This window comes from Undibacterium sp. Tian12W (assembly GCF_049339405.1).
Lineage (GTDB): Bacteria > Pseudomonadota > Gammaproteobacteria > Burkholderiales > Burkholderiaceae_D > Undibacterium.
This window is the reverse complement of sequence record NZ_JBMPPK010000026.1, coordinates 40,043-55,911: the sequence shown is the minus strand read 5'-3', so window position 1 is coordinate 55,911 and position 15,869 is coordinate 40,043. Positions and strand designations below refer to the sequence as shown.

Here is a 15,869-nt window from a genome sequence, read left to right as displayed (position 1 = left end):
GTTTTGAGAGCTTAGTTTTGAAAGCTTAGTTGATTGCCTTCAATACCAGGGCAAGTTCCGTCCTGGTTTCCTGCATCAGGGCCTCAATATTGTCTTTATCTATACTCAGCAATTTGAAGCTGGCTGGTACGGTGTTCCAGTCCAGCGTGTCTATGCTTTCATTGACGAAATGCGCATCCAAAAAATCTGCCACTGTCACGACGTCGATCAAACCGACTTTGTGGGTAGGGCCAGGCTGGTGGTCACGGTGATCCATGACAGCGACACGGATATCGTCAGAAATTTCCCAGTCTTCCAGTATCGCGCTGCCTATGCTGGCATGCCAGTGGTCGATCAAATCCCATAGTACCTGCTCAGATTTGAACAATTCCTGGTAATGGTTAGCCCGGTTCAGGATATAGAACTTGCCTATATCATGCAGCAGGCCGGCCAGCATGGCCTTGTCAGCGCTGAGGCGGGTATATGTCCTGGCTATGACCATGGCGAGAGCTGCCACCCGCAGGCTGCGCCGCCAGAGACCATCCATCTGGGCAGACAGGCTGCCATTGTATTTATTTTCCGCTAGTTGCTTCATGCCTATGGAAATGGCGAGATTGCGTACCGCAGAAAATCCGAGCAAATTGGTGGCAGCACGCAAGTCACCGATCTTGCGCCCCTGGGCATTAAAACTGGCTGAATTACTCAGGTGCAGCACCTTGGCCGACAAGACAGGCTCAGTGCCTATGATGCGCGCCACCATGTCGGTGGAGATGTCGGCCTGGCTCAGCGCCTTCCTGATCTTCATGGTTGCCCCCAAAGACGTGGGGAATACCAGTTTTTTGGCAGACAATTCCGCAGTAAAGGCTTCAAGGAAAGCGAATTCAGTGTTTTTTTGGTCTGTCATGATAGCAATAAGAATGCTGACGATTTTTTATTGTACCTTGTGAAACCTGTTTATGCAGGTTTGGCAAAGTCTGCTTACATGAATTATCAATTGCACTTACTGGCCTCTATCCATTTCACAGGCTTTGGCTACCTTTTAATCCCGTATTCACGCATTTCGTCGCAAAGCCGGTGCATGTCAGATGGCGAAGGCGTAATCTGTATTCATCGCAGCAAGATATTGAAAAAACAGAAAACAAAGGGAAATGACATGAAATCTGCTCAAACCGAACAATTATTCACACTGATGCGCCAGGCTGCCCATGAGTTTTTTTACCTGTGCCGCAAAGCCTTTTTGGCGATGATGGCCCTGCCACTGCCACATTTGCTGGTGATCTGCATGGTGATCGCTGTTGCCCTGATGATATTGCCACTGGCCCTGAGTATCTTTATCGCTTTCATGATATTCAAGCTCATCGTCATCTTGCTAGCGATTAACATCAACAAGAACCAGAAGCAGGCCAGGCAATTACATCAGGAGCAATAACAAACAGGACTGTTCCCCATGACAGAAAACACTGCATGGGGTCGGGGTTTACAGGGACGTTGCCGCCCTGGCTGCCTGCTCGTACAAACCTGACAATACCCTGAGGAAGCGGGCCAGCTCACTCAGTTCAAAACTCTCGGTACCATCACCCGTCAGTGCCGAGACCAATACCTGCTCACGGATTTCAGAATAACGACGGCAGATATCACGGCCTGCTTCGTTGGTCGAATACAGGATTTCCTTGCCACGCTTTTCTGTCTGCACCAGCTTCAGCGCTTGCAGTTTTTTCAATGAATAATTGACGATGTGGGTATCTTCGATATTCAGGATGAAGGCGATGTCGGCCAGTTTTTTCTCACGCGCCCGGTGGTTGATATGGTGCAGCACCAGCACATCAGTGATGGTCATGTCTTTCATGCCCACCGCAGCCATACACCTGACCGCCCAGCGGTTGAAGGCATTGCTGGCAATGATCATTCCAAACTCAAATTCACTCAATTCTGCACTCCTGCCCTCAGCCAGATGGGAAGAGGAGACGATAGGTACCCTTGGCGTGGCAGTAGATGCAGCCGGACTAGGGGTGGCTTTTTTGACAGGTTTGGTTGTGGACATAATGATTCTTTAAAGATAAATTGAATAAAAACTGGCGTAATTCATAGCCTGATTTTATCTTCTTTGAGAAAAAAGTCAGTCTTTTCGCGTTGATTTATCAATAAAAAATCGATGTTTTATGTTTTTATCCACAGCCTTGATACTTCGTCTGCCATATTCACTTTAGCTACGCAGCACTTTGCTATTGCTGGACATGCGCAATGCCGGTCTGGCATGTACCGGTATATCCACCCGTGCTGGTGCGGCCTGCATGGTTTTTTCCAGCTTGAACACCGCCACCGTCTCCACCAGTAATTCAGCTTCATCCTGCATGCTCCTGGCTGCCGCAGCCGCCTGCTCGACCAGGGCTGCATTTTGCTGCGTCATCTGGTCCATCATGCTGATGGCCTGGTTGACCTGGACTATGCCGGTATTCTGTTCGCGGCTGGCCGCGCTGATTTCGCTGATGATCTCAGCCACATGCTGGACTGAGCTGACAATATCGCGCATCGTCAGGCTGGCTTCATTGACGAGCTTGCCGCCAGCATCGACCTGCCCGACTGAATCGGCAATCAGGGTTTTGATCTCTTTTGCCGCACTGGCTGATCTTTGCGACAGGTTGCGCACTTCAGCCGCCACCACTGCAAAGCCACGGCCATTTTCACCGGCACGTGCGGCTTCCACCGCTGCATTCAATGCCAGGATATTGGTTTGAAAAGCAATGCCGTCAATGACACCGATGATATCGACTATCTTGTTCGAGCTGGCCTTGATCGCACCCATGGTCAGTTCCACCTGATCGATGACCTTGCCACCCTTGCCCGCGTGCTGGTAAGCCTTGCCCGCCAAATCATGTGCCTGCGCGGCGTTCTCTGCATTCTGGCCGACAGTCGCTGTCAGTTGTTCCATCGACGCCGCAGTTTCTTCCAGGCCAGATGCCTGCTGCTCAGTACGGTTGGATAAATCCATATTGCCATTGGCAATTTCACGTGAGGCAAGGCCGATATTTTCTGAACTCTTCCTGACCTGGCCTACAGTGTTAATCAGACTCTGGCTCATCTGGTTCAACGATGTCAACAATTGACCTGTTTCATCATTACTCCTGACTTCTATGTCAGCCCGCAAATCGCCTCCTGCCACAGACTCGGCAAGCAAGATAGCCGCCTTCAGGGAAGCCGTAATCGCCCTGGTCGTCAAGATAGCAATCAACACTGCCACCAAGCCCGCGAAAGCCAGCAAGATGATCATTAATACCTGCGCTGCACCAGAGATGGATGCAGCATCGCTGCCGCTACGTTCCATCTGGCTGGTTTGCAATGTCACCAGTTGATCAAGTGCGGCAAAATACTGGTCTTGCAAAGGAGCGATCTCTGGCAAGACCAGATCCTTGGCTTGCTCCACCTCATTCTCCACCACCAGCTTGAGGAATTTGTGGAGCACAGGCTGGTAGCGCTGCTTCGCTGCTAGGACGGCTTGCAGTAGTTTTTTCTCTTCTGCCGAGCTGGCCAGTTTGCCAAATTGTGCAAGATCAAGCTCTATCTGTTTGCCTGATTTATCGATGGCTGCCTGTTCAGGTTTTCTTTCATCGAGAGTCGATAGCAGCAAGAGATTGCGCATGCTGCGGGCGATGTGGTCGAGATCAGCCTTGATGCGGTTGACTGTCGCCGTCTTGGGATACACCTCCTTGACAACGAGATTCACGCCTTGGTTGACCCGACCCAGTTGCGTGTATCCCGTCACCGTCAGTGCCAGCATGAGCAAGATAACAAATGCAAAACCCAGGCCCAGCTTATGGCCTATCTTCCAGTTCCTGATGTACTTGTTCAACATGGCTAACCCCTGATTCAAAACCTGCTAAATTTGCGGACGAGTCAGGCCAGCGGCAAGTGCAGGCACTTGCCGTCGATCTGCTTACTGCCATTTATCTTCTGTCAGACTATCTGCTGTCAGACGCCCAGGTAAGCTTTCTTGACGTCGTCATTGTTGAGCAATTCTTGCCCAGTACCCTGCATGACGATACGGCCTGTCTGTATGACATAACCGTGATGCGCAATTGCCAGCGCCTTGTGCAGGTTTTGCTCAACCAGCAGTATCGACATACCCTGCTGATTGATCAGCTGTATGGTGTCGAGTACCTTGGTGACAAACTTGGGGGCGATACCCCAGGATGGCTCATCCAGCAAGAGCATCTTGGGCTTGGCCATCAGGCCACGGGCAATTGCCAGCATCTGCTGCTCACCACCACTCATGGTGCCAGCGAGCTGGTAACGCCTTTCCTTGAGAATGGGGAAGAGCGTATACATGGTGTCTATGGATTCAGCCACTTCGTCGTCATCACGGCGGGTGTAGGCACCGAGTTGCAGATTTCTTTCTACCGTCAGGCGGGCAAAGATGCGCCGTCCTTCCGGCACCAGCGACAAGCCCAGCCCTACCCGTTTGCTGGCCGGGATTTTTTCCAGCGGCTTGCCATCGAATACGATCTGGCCATCGTCTGCCGCATTCAGGCCAGCGATCGCCCGCAAGGTAGTGGTCTTGCCATTGCCATTGCCGCCGACCAGGGCGACGATCTTGCCCTTCTCTACATCGATATCGACTTTGGACAAGGCCAGCACGCCGTCATAACTGACTCTCAAATTTCTTACTTGCAGCATCATTCATCTCCCAGGTAGGCAGCGATCACTTTGGGATCGTTAGATACTTGTTCAGGACTGCCTTCGGCTATTTTCTTGCCATAATCAAGCACCACTATCGCATCAGCAATTGGCATGATGCCTTCCAGCACGTGTTCAACAATGAGGCAGGAAATACCTTCTTCACGAATTTTCAAGACCACATCTACCGTCTCTTTGACTTCTGTCGGGTTCAGGCCCGCCATGACTTCATCCATGAGCAACAGACGTGGCCGGACTGCCAGTGCACGTGCCACCGCCAGGCGGCGCTGTTCACTGATAGTCATACTGCCTGCAGGCTTGTCCTTGAACTGCCCAAGGTTGACGAAGTTCAGCAACTTGGTGGCACTCTGCCGCGCATCACTGACATTCTTGTTGATCAGGAAGGCACCAACCATGACGTTTTCCAGCGCTGTCATGCTGGTGAAAGTACGCGCCACCTGGAAGGTTCGGCCTATGCCAGCACGCGCGCATTGCTCGGGGCTCATGCCGGATACCTTGATATCATTCATCCAGATTTCACCAGTCGTAGGTGGAGCATAACCGGCAATGCAATTGAACATCGTGGTCTTGCCTGCACCGTTCGGACCTATCAGGCCGACGATCTTGCCTGCACCTACTTCAAATGAGACATCCTGGTTGGCGGTAATGCCGCCGAAGCGTTTGCTGACGCTCTCTACTCGCAACAAGCTCATGCTGCCTCCCTTTTTGCCTCTTGTACATCTTGTTCTTTTTGTGCCTTGACTGCTTTTCTGCGTGCAAAAAATTGCTTGATCCAGCCCAGTACACCGGTCGGGTAATACACGGCAATCACCACGATCAATGCGGCATAGATGACCAGATCAGTACCACGGCCAGAGCCACCAAACAGGGTACGCGTACCTTCTTCAATAAAGGTCAGCACACCTGCGCCTATGACTGGCCCCAGCAAAGTACCTACCCCACCGAGAATGGACACCAGTGCCATCTTGATCGACAGGCCGGTATGCAGGACTGAGCCCGGGTCTATATACAACTCCTTCTGCGCATACAGGCTGCCACCAATCGCCGTAAAAAAACTGCTGACGGCAAAAGCAATCTGCTTGTAACGGCTGAGGTTGATACCCAGGCTGCGCGCGGCATCTGGCTCATCCTTGATGGCGCGGAAGTAGTAACCGAGATAACTGTGTTCTATCCAGTAATTCACCGCCAGCGTCACCAGCAAGAGACCAAGCGCGATGTAGTAATACGGTGCCTTGTCAGTAAATATCATGCTGCCCCAGCCTTGCTGGTCCATCGGTATGGTCAGGCCAACAGCAGCACCGGCATATTCCCAGTTCGTGAAAATGATCTGGATGATTTCAGCCACTGCGATAGTCGCCATGCCAAAGTAATGCCCGTTAAGGCGAAAGCATGACCAGCCTATGATGAGACTGATTGCTGCGGCCAGTATGCCGCCACAGATCATAGCGACCCAGGCGTTCAGACCAAATTGCGTCAACAACAGTGTCGAAGTGTAAGCACCCAGCCCGTAAAAAGCGACATGCCCCAGCGAAACCTGACCGGCATAACCGCCGACGATGTTCCAGGCAACACCCAGTTGCGCTGCCATCAAAATCAATATCGCCAGATTTTGATGCGACGGGTCTTTAACCACCACAGGTACCAGCAATGCGGCAATCACGCACAAAGCCAGTAGTAAGTATTTCACCGAGGAATTGCCATGTGAATCTGGCGCCAGCAACTCATGCGCCGAGATCACGGTTTTGTCTTGTATGTTCATATCTCCACCTTATTTTTGACCTTATTGCTTACCCATCAGTCCTTGCGGACGGAACATCAACACCGCCAGGAACAAGCCAAGCACCAATGCCAATTTATATTGCGGCCCGATTAGGAAGCCACCCATGACCTCGATAACTCCAACAATAATCCCGGCAAACAAGGCACCAATGACGCTACCAAAACCACCGAGGTTCACCACCACAAAAGCAATCAGGATGAAGTTCGCACCCACTTCCGGGAAGATGGGAAAGAAGGTGGACAGCAAAGCACCCGCCACACCAGCACAGGCAGCGCCTATGCCCCAGGCCATGGCAAACATTTTTTGTGAATCTATGCCCATTAGTTGTGCGGCTTCTTTATCAGCAGCGGTCGCTTCCAGCGCAGCACCGGCGCGGGTTTTGGTCAGGAACAGGTAAATCCCCATGGTCACCAGGATTGCTCCAACACCTGCAGTCACCTGCGGCATACCCACCTGTATGCCGAATACCTGCACCGCACCGGAGACGACAGAATGATCAACCGTCCTGAAATCTGGCTTCCAGAAAAATTGTGCCAGGCCACGGAACAGCATCATCAAACCAAAGGTCGTAAAAATCTGCGAGAGCATCGGCGCATTAGTGATCTTTTTGATGATGAGTTTGTACAGGATCACACCAAGCGCAAACAAGAACAATGCCGTTAAAGGCAGGGTAAATATGGGGTCCAATGCAAACAGCGAGTACATCCAGAAACTGGAATACATGCCGAACATCAGAAACTCACCATGGGAAAAGTTGACGACATCCATGACGCCAAATATCAGCGTCAAACCTATCGCCACCAGCGCATAGATCAAGCCGATCAGGATCCCTGACGCCAGGGTTTGAATAATAATTTCAAGAGACATATTTCTCCTCGCACTTCCTCTTATGTATAGCTATGTAAAACCGACGTCAGGTATTCGTCAGACAATTTACTGAGTATCTTTTTGCTCACCCAGCCAAGGGCCGGACGAGCATTCTTCATGTTTTACGAGCTTTATTATTTGCGTTGATCCCACTTAGGCATAGGCCAGACCACATCTTTAGTCGCCAGGTCAAAAGGCCATACCGTGTTGTATTTACCGTCGATGATCTGTACCAGGATGCCGGAACCCAAAACGTTTTGGCCATGTTCATCAAACTTCACGCCCTTCCACGGCATGATCAGTTTGTTGGCAGGGATATTGGTTTCTGTCAGTGCTTTGCGGATGGCTTCTGGTTCGGTAGAACCGGCGCGGTTGATGGCATCGACCAGTGTCATCAGACCAGTAAATGTACGGGAAGAATTGCCGGTAAAGTCAGCCTTGTATTTGCTGTTATACAAATCATTGACTTGCTTGATCAGCGGATTATTTTTGGCCAGATCAGGCGACCAGACTTCACGGGTGATGACGTAGTCAGCATCCTTGCCCAGCGTGCGGCGGAATTCTGTATCAGTAAAACCGGCATTATTTGCCAAAATCATGTCAGGTGAAAAACCAAGCTCCTTATAGGTTTTCATGGACATGATGGCGTCGCCCAGATAAGAAGATTGCATGACGACTTGCGGGCTGGCTGATTTCAATTGCTGCACTTCAGAAGTCAGTTGTGTACTTTTTGCTGGATAGACGATGGTCTTGACCAGGTTGTAGCCTTTTTCTGCTGCCAGCTTGGTTTCCAGCTTGGTGGTTTCATTACCCCATAAAGTATTTTCATTGAAGGTAGCCAGTTGCTTGACCTTGATGCCTTTTTTGGCTTCCAGCTCTTTGAAGAAATCAAAGAAATTATGGACGAACAAATCATCATGGGCCGTCGTGCGGAAGAACCATTTAAAGCCGCGTTGCGTCAGGGTAGAAGAGGAAGATTCAGGATTCACATAGGGAATCTTGTATTTTTCTGCGACCTGACTGGAAGTCGCAGTCACATTGCTGAAGTAGGCGCCGACCACAGCAACCACTTTTTCCTGAGTGATCAGTCTCTCGGTTTCTGTTGCACCGATTTGTGGATTGCCCTGATGGTCAGCAAACACCAGTTTGATTTTTGCGCCCTTCAAATTAGGCAAGCCACCCCCAGTAGAGAACGGCAGATTGGGCACACTTTTGGCACCGTTGTTAACGATGTCGGCAGCCAGTTCCAGCGCGTTTTTCATTTCACTGCCAGACGATGCTGCAGCACCGGACAATGGATAGATAACGCCTATCTTGATTTCTTGCTGCGCATAGGCAGAATAGCAAAAACTCAGACCCAGGCTGACCAGAAGACCGGCGCGGGCAATTTTTTTGATGGTATTTGTAAACATTATTAAACGCTCCAATTTAATTAAATGTAGGACTCTTGTGACCAACCTGATGAGAGCCATCTCTTATGCTGCTACTTCTGCCTTCGTCTGGACATGCTGTATTTGCCAGTCAAAGATTTACTTCATCGACCTTTCAGTCGTGTATTTCAATAAAATCGATACTTCTTCACTGCTTGCGGTTTTCAACCATTCCCTGACAAACTGTTCCCCCAGCCTGTCGAGGTTATTTCTTAATAGTGCATCTACCCGGTCTATCTTGACCTTGTTATTGCGTAGCTGATTTTCATACCCGGCATCACTGTCGCGGCTCATATTCCAGCCACGCTTTTCTGCGGCCTGGGCTGCCTCCATCATTTTCTTTTGCGTTTCAGCATCCAGTCTGGAAAACACTTTCTGGCTGATGAAGACAATATTTTTTGGTATCCATGCATTCGCCTGGTAGTAATACCCCATCTTGCTCCAGGCCTTGGTTTCAACCCCGGTCCAGCTCGAAGTGATCATCACATCCAGTTTATCGCTGGCGATTGCTTTTTCCAGGTCTATCACCTGCACTGGCACTGCCGTCGCCATCGCCAGTTCGGCAATACGTTCACTGGCCGGGTTGTAACTGCGCATGCGCATACCCTTGAAATCTGCCAGTGAACTCAATGGCTTTTTCGAATACAGATTCTGTGGTGGCCACGGTACTGAATACAGTAACTTTAAACCACGCTTGACCAGTGCTTTTTCTACTTCATGCTTTGAAGCCATCCACAGATTATGTGCATCTTCATAACCTCTGACAGTGAATGGCAAAGAATCAAGACCAAACACCGGTATCTCTTTCGCCAGGCTGGACATAATGACTTCACCAGCCTCAGCCTTTTCATTCACCACACCAGGAAATATATCAGCCGGCTTCAATAAACTACCCGCCGGGAACACCGTCATCTTCACCTGGCCATTGCTGGCAACTGCTACTTCTTTGGCAAACTGTTGCAAATTCATCGTCTGGAAATTATCTGCAGCATAGGCAGTAGCGATGCGTATATCCACTGTCTCAGCCTGCGCGTTGGCTGTCATGACGGCTACCACCAACATATAAATACCGACAAATCTCTTGCGAGAAGGAGCAGATATGCAGGAAAAACTCAGCTTGTTGCGAATTGAATCTGACATCATTTGCTCCCTCACTGTTTTACATCGTAAACGTTTTATCGATAAATCGTCAATAAAATATCTTACATTTAATCTCAATAACTACTACAATATCATCAAAGGAAAAATCTACAAGATGTTTATAAAGTTTTTTTCCTTGCTGTTATTAAGATGAAAACCAGTAGAAAAAGAACTGCACCACGCTGTAGCGGCGATGCACAAGAACAGTGAACTTTTTTGCTTTTTTAATATTGGATATCCATTACTCTTGATATTTCCGGGCATGCAGCGCAAACAAATATTTGTCTGATTTTTGACACAAAGTTTGCAGGCACGGACAGAGATGGCTCCAGACCGGGATAAGACTTTGCCGAAGAAACGGCAACATCTCTTTATGAAAGGTGGTTGCAAAATGAACGAACAGAAACAGGCACACAATGACTTCGTTGAAGATCAACGCTGGCAATTCTGGATAGATAGAGGTGGTACGTTTACTGATATCGTGGCACGCCGCCCGGATGGCAAATTACTGACCCATAAACTGCTGTCAGAAAATCCTGAACAATATAAAGATGCAGCTGTTGCAGGTATACAAGGCTTGCTGGGCTTGACAGCAGATCAGAATATCTCACCTGAGCTGGTGTCTGCCGTCAAGATGGGCACCACCGTTGCCACCAATGCCCTGCTCGAACGCAAAGGTGACCCGACTGCGCTCATGATCACCAAAGGCTTTCGCGATGCCCTGCGCATTGCGTATCAAAACCGCCCCCGTCTGTTTGACCGCCATATCGTCTTGCCAGAACTCTTGTATGAAAAGGTCGTGGAAGTTGATGAACGCATCGATGCGCATGGCAATGTCTTGCAAGCCCTGGATGAAGCTGCAGTCAAAAAAGAACTCGCTGCTTTATATAAAGATGGCTACCGCGCATTGGCGATCGTTCTCATGCATGGCTATAGACATACCCAGCATGAAGACATCATAGGCAAACTCGCTGCTGAAGCAGGCTTTACCCAGATTTCGATTTCGAATCAGGTCAGCCCAATGATGAAGCTGATTTCGCGCGGTGACACGACGGTAGTGGATGCTTATTTGTCCCCTATCCTGCGCCGCTATGTTGATCAGGTTGCCAGCAAGATGGATGGCGTGCGTCTGTTCTTCATGCAAAGCAATGGCGGCCTGACAGATGCGCACCGCTTTCAGGGCAAGGACTCTATTTTGTCAGGCCCGGCAGGCGGCATCGTCGGCATGGTGCGCACAGCCCAGACTGCGGGCTTTGACAAGATCATTGGCTTTGACATGGGTGGTACATCGACTGACGTCTCCCATTACGCTGGTGAGTTTGAGCGTGAGTTTGAAACTCAAGTCGCCGGTGTCAGGATGCGGGCGCCGATGATGAGCATACATACTGTTGCTGCCGGTGGTGGTTCCATCCTGCATTTTGACGGTACCCGTTACCGCGTAGGCCCTGACAGTGCAGGCGCCAACCCTGGCCCCACCAGCTACCGGCGCGGTGGGCAGTTGGCAGTGACTGACTGTAATGTCATGCTCGGTAAAATCCAGCCAACTTATTTCCCTAAAGTGTTTGGTCCCAAAGCCGACATGTCGCTGGATCGTGATGCCGTTGTAGAAAAATTTACAGCCATGGCAGCGGAGATAGAAAAAGCCACGGGCATACGCAAATCGCCGGAAGAAGTGGCAGAAGGCTTTATTGAAATTGCCGTTGGCAATATGGCCAATGCGATTAAATTTATCTCGGTGCAGCGTGGCCATGATGTGACTGACTATACCCTGACCACCTTTGGTGGCGCAGGTGGCCAGCATGCCTGCCTGGTGGCAGATGCACTGGGTATGACTAAAGTATTTGCCCACCCGTTCTCAGGTGTCTTGTCTGCCTATGGCATGGGCCTGGCAGACCAAACTGCCATGCGCGAACTGGCAATGGAATTGCCACTTGCCCCTACCTCAATACCCGCGCTGGAAAAAGAACTGGCACGCTTGTCCGATGCAGCCAGCAATGATTTGCTGAGCCAGGGTGTTGCATCAGAAAACCTGAGCGTCAAGCAACGTGTGCACTTGCGCTATGAAGGTACCGACTCTGTCATCGTGGTGGCCATGCAGGATATTGCCAGCATGATTGAGCAGTTTGAATCTGCCTACAAAAAACGTTATTCCTTCCTGATGTCCAATAAGCAGCTCGTCATCGAAGCGATTTCTGTCGAAGCCATAGGTAGCTCTGGTGAAGGCAATGAAAGCGTCGAATACCTGCCACCACGAGAAAACAATCAGGCCTTGCAACCAGTGGAAGTCGTCCAGTTGTTCTCTGGTGGACAATGGCATGACACTGGCTTGTATGACCGTGATGACATGCGCCCTGGTGACAAGATCAAGGGCCCGGCTATCATTGCAGAAAAAAATGCCACTAACATCATAGAACCAGGCTGGGGAGCAGAAGTGACGGCGCTGAATCACCTGGTATTCACTCGCCTGGAAGCACGCCCTAAACGCCAGGCCATAGGAACCAAGGCTGACCCGGTCATGCTGGAAGTGTTCAACAATCTCTTCATGAGCATCGCCGAGCAAATGGGCTTGCGCCTGCAAAACACGGCCTTCTCGGTCAACATCAAGGAGCGCCTGGATTTCTCTTGCGCCCTGTTTGATGCAGAAGGTAACCTGATTGCGAATGCGCCGCATATCCCTGTGCATCTGGGCTCCATGGGCGACAGTATCAAGACCATCATCCGCGCCAATGCAGGCAGCATGCAGCCGGGTGACGTGTATATGCTCAATGACCCGTATAACGGCGGTACCCACCTGCCTGACGTTACAGTCATCACGCCTGCCTTCAATGCAGAAGGCACCGAAGTCTTGTTCTATGTAGGCTCACGCGGTCACCACGCTGACATAGGTGGCATCACACCTGGCTCCATGCCGGCAGACAGCACGGTAGTCGAAGAAGAAGGTGTATTGATCAACAATTTCAAACTGGTCAGCGCGGGCAAGTTGTTGGAAAAAGAAACCATAGCCCTGCTCTCTTCCGGCAAATACCCTTGCCGCAATATCCATCAAAACCTGGCTGACTTCCAGGCCCAGATCGCCGCCAACCAGAAAGGCGTCGATGAATTACTGAAGATGGTGCAGCACTATGGCCTGGATGTCGTACAAGCTTATATGGGCCATGTACAGGACAATGCTGAAGAGGCTGTAAGACGTGTCATCACCGCATTACAAGACAGCAGCTATGAATACAAACTCGACAATGGTGCCATCATCAAGGTTGCGATTCGCGTAGATCATGCATCACGTTCTGCAGAAGTGGATTTCACCGGCACCTCGCCGCAACTGAATAACAATTTCAATGCACCGAGCGCGATTTGCATGGCCGCGGTTTTATATGTGTTCAGGACCTTGATAGACGACGACATCCCGCTCAATGCCGGTTGCCTGAAGCCGTTGAAAGTCATCATCCCTGAAGGCTCGATGCTCAATCCACGCTATCCGGCGGCGGTAGTGTCAGGTAATGTGGAAACCTCAAGCTGCATCACCAATGCGCTATATGGTGCGCTGGGCGTGGTCGCATCTTCACCGGGCACCATGAATAACTTCACCTTTGGTAATGATGATTATCAATACTATGAAACCATCTCTGGTGGCTCTGGTGCGGGTGAAGGTTTCAATGGTACGGATGTCGTGCAAACCCACATGACGAATTCACGCCTGACTGATCCAGAGATACTGGAATGGCGCTACCCCGTCAGGCTGGAGAGCTATGAAATCAAGCCAGATTCGGGCGGTGCAGGCCGCTGGCATGGTGGTAATGGCGGCGTGCGCAAGATACGCTTCCTGGAAAACATGACGGCCTCCATCCTGTCGAATAACCGCGTCTATGCGCCTTTTGGTGCGGCGGGCGGTGCAGCAGGTGCCTGCGGTAAGAACTATGTTATCAGGAATGACGGCAGCATGGAAGAATTAGGCTTTGTCGCCAGTACCGAAATGCAGGCAGGAGAAATCTTTATTATCGAGACCCCGGGTGGCGGTGGCTACGGTAAAGCGTAATACTGCCCATCATCATGCTAACTCAAGAGTAAGAGAAGAATAAAAAGGCCAGTGACTTGTCATCACTGGCCTTTTTTACAATTAGAGCATATCTGAATTCTCGCTAGCGCAAAGAAAGTTTATATACATGATCGACGACTGGCACTGCGCCTGATGATGTTTTGCTGTTGATATCAACAACTGGTGTAAATGCCTTTACCCCGGTGCCTGACTTCGGTGTCGATAATTTGAACACCTCCATCGCCTCAACCAACTGGTCTGCCTGTGATTTAAGGCTAACCGTCGCAACGGCACTTTGCTCGACCAGTACGGCATTGCTCTGGGTGCTCTCACGCATTTGCGTTACGATAGTCCCTATCTTGTGTACGCCGACACCCTGCGCCACTGTAGCCTCGGTAATTTCTGTGACTACATTGCATACCCGTTCAATCGACTCCACGATGTCTTCCATCCTTTTACCGGCACGGTCCACCAATGCCGACCCTCTGGAAACCTGGTCAACACTAAGATCGATAAGCGTTTTGATTTCCTTGGCAGCAGCGGCACATCGCTGCGCCAAATTACGCACCTCAGAAGCGACAACGGCAAAGCCGCGGCCTTGCTCACCGGCTCTTGCAGCCTCTACAGCGGCGTTTAACGCAAGGATATTGGTCTGAAAAGCAATGCCGTCAATAACGCTGGTAATTTCGCCAATCTTGCGTGAACTTTCGTTGATATCCCGCATCGTCTCGATCACTTCCCCGACGACGACACCGCCATCGGCAGCAACTTTGGAAGCGCCTTGGGCCAGTTGATGTGCCTGTGTCGCACTGTTGGCATTTTTTTGGATGTTATCGTCAAGTTGTGCCATGGTGTCCGCCGCATGTTCAAGCGAGCGTGACTGCAATTCAGTACGTTGACTGAGATTCGAGTTTTCCGTAGCGATCTGGGCTGATTCAGAAGCAATACTGTCGCTACTGGCACGCACCCTGGAAACTATACCTTGTAAGTTCCCTATCATACCCCCCAGGGCCCGCAACAGCGCAGCCACCTCATCATTGCCCCGCCCGTCTGCGCTTGCAGTCAAATCACCGTCAGCCACACGAGTTGCCAGACGCAAAGCCTGATCTACGGGACGAGTGATGGAGCGAGTGACCAGCGCGCCAGCGGCAATGGCAAACCCAACCGCTAACACGCACAGGGAAATGAGCAAATTGCGTCTGGCGGCATACGTATCCTCAGCCGTTTTTACAAGTTCCTCGGAACGAACCTGAACGACTTCTGAGTAATCGTTGGATACTTTGACGATGGCTGCAAGCAATGGGCGGCATTCTTCGTTCATTTTAGTGATGGCTGCCTCGCGTTTATTTTCCAGCGCCATTTTGACGATATCCAGCGCAACCGGCGTATAAGCGGTCTCCAGCCTATCCATCTCGGCCACCATGGCGCGGCCCTTTTCACTCACATCAGAAGCTTGTGCAAGCATAGCCTTGAGTTTGGCCAAATGGGTCTGCACACGCTGATGTGCACTCGTGACTACTGCCTTTTCGATGTCGAAATCGGCAGGTTTTGTCACCAGCGCCAAATTCCGAACGGCAACTGCTCGCTCATCAACAGCACGCCTGAATTTTTCAGCGACGCTGCCACGCGCCATCAGGCCATGGACATAACTACTGAACTGCCGGTCTGCATTGGCGAGCGAGTTTAAAGACAGGCCAGCAACGATCAGCACAACCGCAGCCAGCGCCGCAAAAGTTATCATCAATTTGCTTCGGATACTCATAGTATGCTCCTGCTCTGTGCTTTAGATTGGCGAAAGAGTAAAGCTGTTTACATCACGGGAAATTCAAGTTGGGGTATCGGGGCAGTCGCAAGCTCAGAGGAATAGTGGCGGTAAGAAAACAAATCCGACCATGTCAGAATAGTTCAGATATTTTTAATTTCAATGTTAAACATTTTTATTTAATTA

General features: G+C 50.5%; 12 protein-coding genes. 2 read left to right on the top strand and 10 right to left on the bottom strand.

Translation table 11 applies throughout. The annotated features are described in order from the left end of the window. Positions 1 to 25: 25 nt before the first annotated feature. Complete coding sequence (locus ACO0LI_RS26435; protein WP_423036422.1) at positions 26 to 883, bottom strand: HDOD domain-containing protein; 858 nt, start codon at positions 881 to 883, stop codon at positions 26 to 28. A 249-nt stretch (positions 884 to 1,132) separates the two neighbouring features. Here ACO0LI_RS26435 and ACO0LI_RS26430 point away from each other — a divergent pair, with 249 nt between their 5' ends. Beyond that, positions 1,133 to 1,408, top strand: coding sequence for a hypothetical protein (locus ACO0LI_RS26430; protein WP_423036420.1), 276 nt, complete (start codon positions 1,133 to 1,135; stop codon positions 1,406 to 1,408). Between the two features lie 48 nt (positions 1,409 to 1,456). Here ACO0LI_RS26430 and ACO0LI_RS26425 read toward each other — a convergent pair whose 3' ends face one another. From ACO0LI_RS26425 to ACO0LI_RS26390, 8 genes are all read right to left on the bottom strand, one after another. Next, entirely contained in the window at positions 1,457 to 2,020 is a 564-nt protein-coding gene (locus tag ACO0LI_RS26425; RefSeq protein ID WP_422953502.1) for a winged helix DNA-binding protein, read from the bottom strand. 162 nt (positions 2,021 to 2,182) lie between these two features. After that, entirely contained in the window at positions 2,183 to 3,829 is a 1,647-nt protein-coding gene (locus ACO0LI_RS26420) for a methyl-accepting chemotaxis protein (RefSeq protein WP_423036418.1), read from the bottom strand. 116 nt (positions 3,830 to 3,945) lie between these two features. After that, on the bottom strand, positions 3,946 to 4,650 hold the full coding sequence (locus ACO0LI_RS26415; protein WP_422953504.1) for an ABC transporter ATP-binding protein: 705 nt from the start codon (positions 4,648 to 4,650) through the stop codon (positions 3,946 to 3,948). Next, positions 4,650 to 5,363, bottom strand: coding sequence for an ABC transporter ATP-binding protein (locus tag ACO0LI_RS26410; RefSeq protein WP_423036416.1), 714 nt, complete (start codon positions 5,361 to 5,363; stop codon positions 4,650 to 4,652). Before ACO0LI_RS26410 ends, ACO0LI_RS26415 begins: the two co-directional genes overlap by 1 nt. Further along, a complete protein-coding gene (locus ACO0LI_RS26405) occupies positions 5,360 to 6,430 on the bottom strand; it encodes a branched-chain amino acid ABC transporter permease (protein ID WP_423036414.1) in 1,071 nt (356 codons plus the stop codon). Before ACO0LI_RS26405 ends, ACO0LI_RS26410 begins: the two co-directional genes overlap by 4 nt. A gap of 21 nt (positions 6,431 to 6,451) precedes the next feature. Next, positions 6,452 to 7,318, bottom strand: a complete 867-nt coding sequence (locus tag ACO0LI_RS26400; RefSeq protein ID WP_423036412.1) for a branched-chain amino acid ABC transporter permease — start codon at positions 7,316 to 7,318, stop codon at positions 6,452 to 6,454. A 134-nt stretch (positions 7,319 to 7,452) separates the two neighbouring features. Continuing rightward, entirely contained in the window at positions 7,453 to 8,730 is a 1,278-nt protein-coding gene (locus ACO0LI_RS26395; RefSeq protein ID WP_423036410.1) for an ABC transporter substrate-binding protein, read from the bottom strand. 117 nt (positions 8,731 to 8,847) lie between these two features. Continuing rightward, the gene (locus ACO0LI_RS26390; protein ID WP_423036408.1) at positions 8,848 to 9,888 is read right to left on the bottom strand and encodes a TRAP transporter substrate-binding protein; all 1,041 of its coding nucleotides are present in this window, start codon (positions 9,886 to 9,888) and stop codon (positions 8,848 to 8,850) included. Between the two features lie 391 nt (positions 9,889 to 10,279). Here ACO0LI_RS26390 and ACO0LI_RS26385 point away from each other — a divergent pair, with 391 nt between their 5' ends. After that, on the top strand, positions 10,280 to 13,921 hold the full coding sequence (locus tag ACO0LI_RS26385) for a hydantoinase B/oxoprolinase family protein (RefSeq protein ID WP_423036406.1): 3,642 nt from the start codon (positions 10,280 to 10,282) through the stop codon (positions 13,919 to 13,921). Between the two features lie 103 nt (positions 13,922 to 14,024). Here the strand turns inward: ACO0LI_RS26385 and ACO0LI_RS26380 are convergent, their stop codons facing one another. Then, positions 14,025 to 15,683, bottom strand: coding sequence for a methyl-accepting chemotaxis protein (locus tag ACO0LI_RS26380; protein WP_423036404.1), 1,659 nt, complete (start codon positions 15,681 to 15,683; stop codon positions 14,025 to 14,027). Between the last annotated feature and the right edge of the window lie 186 nt (positions 15,684 to 15,869).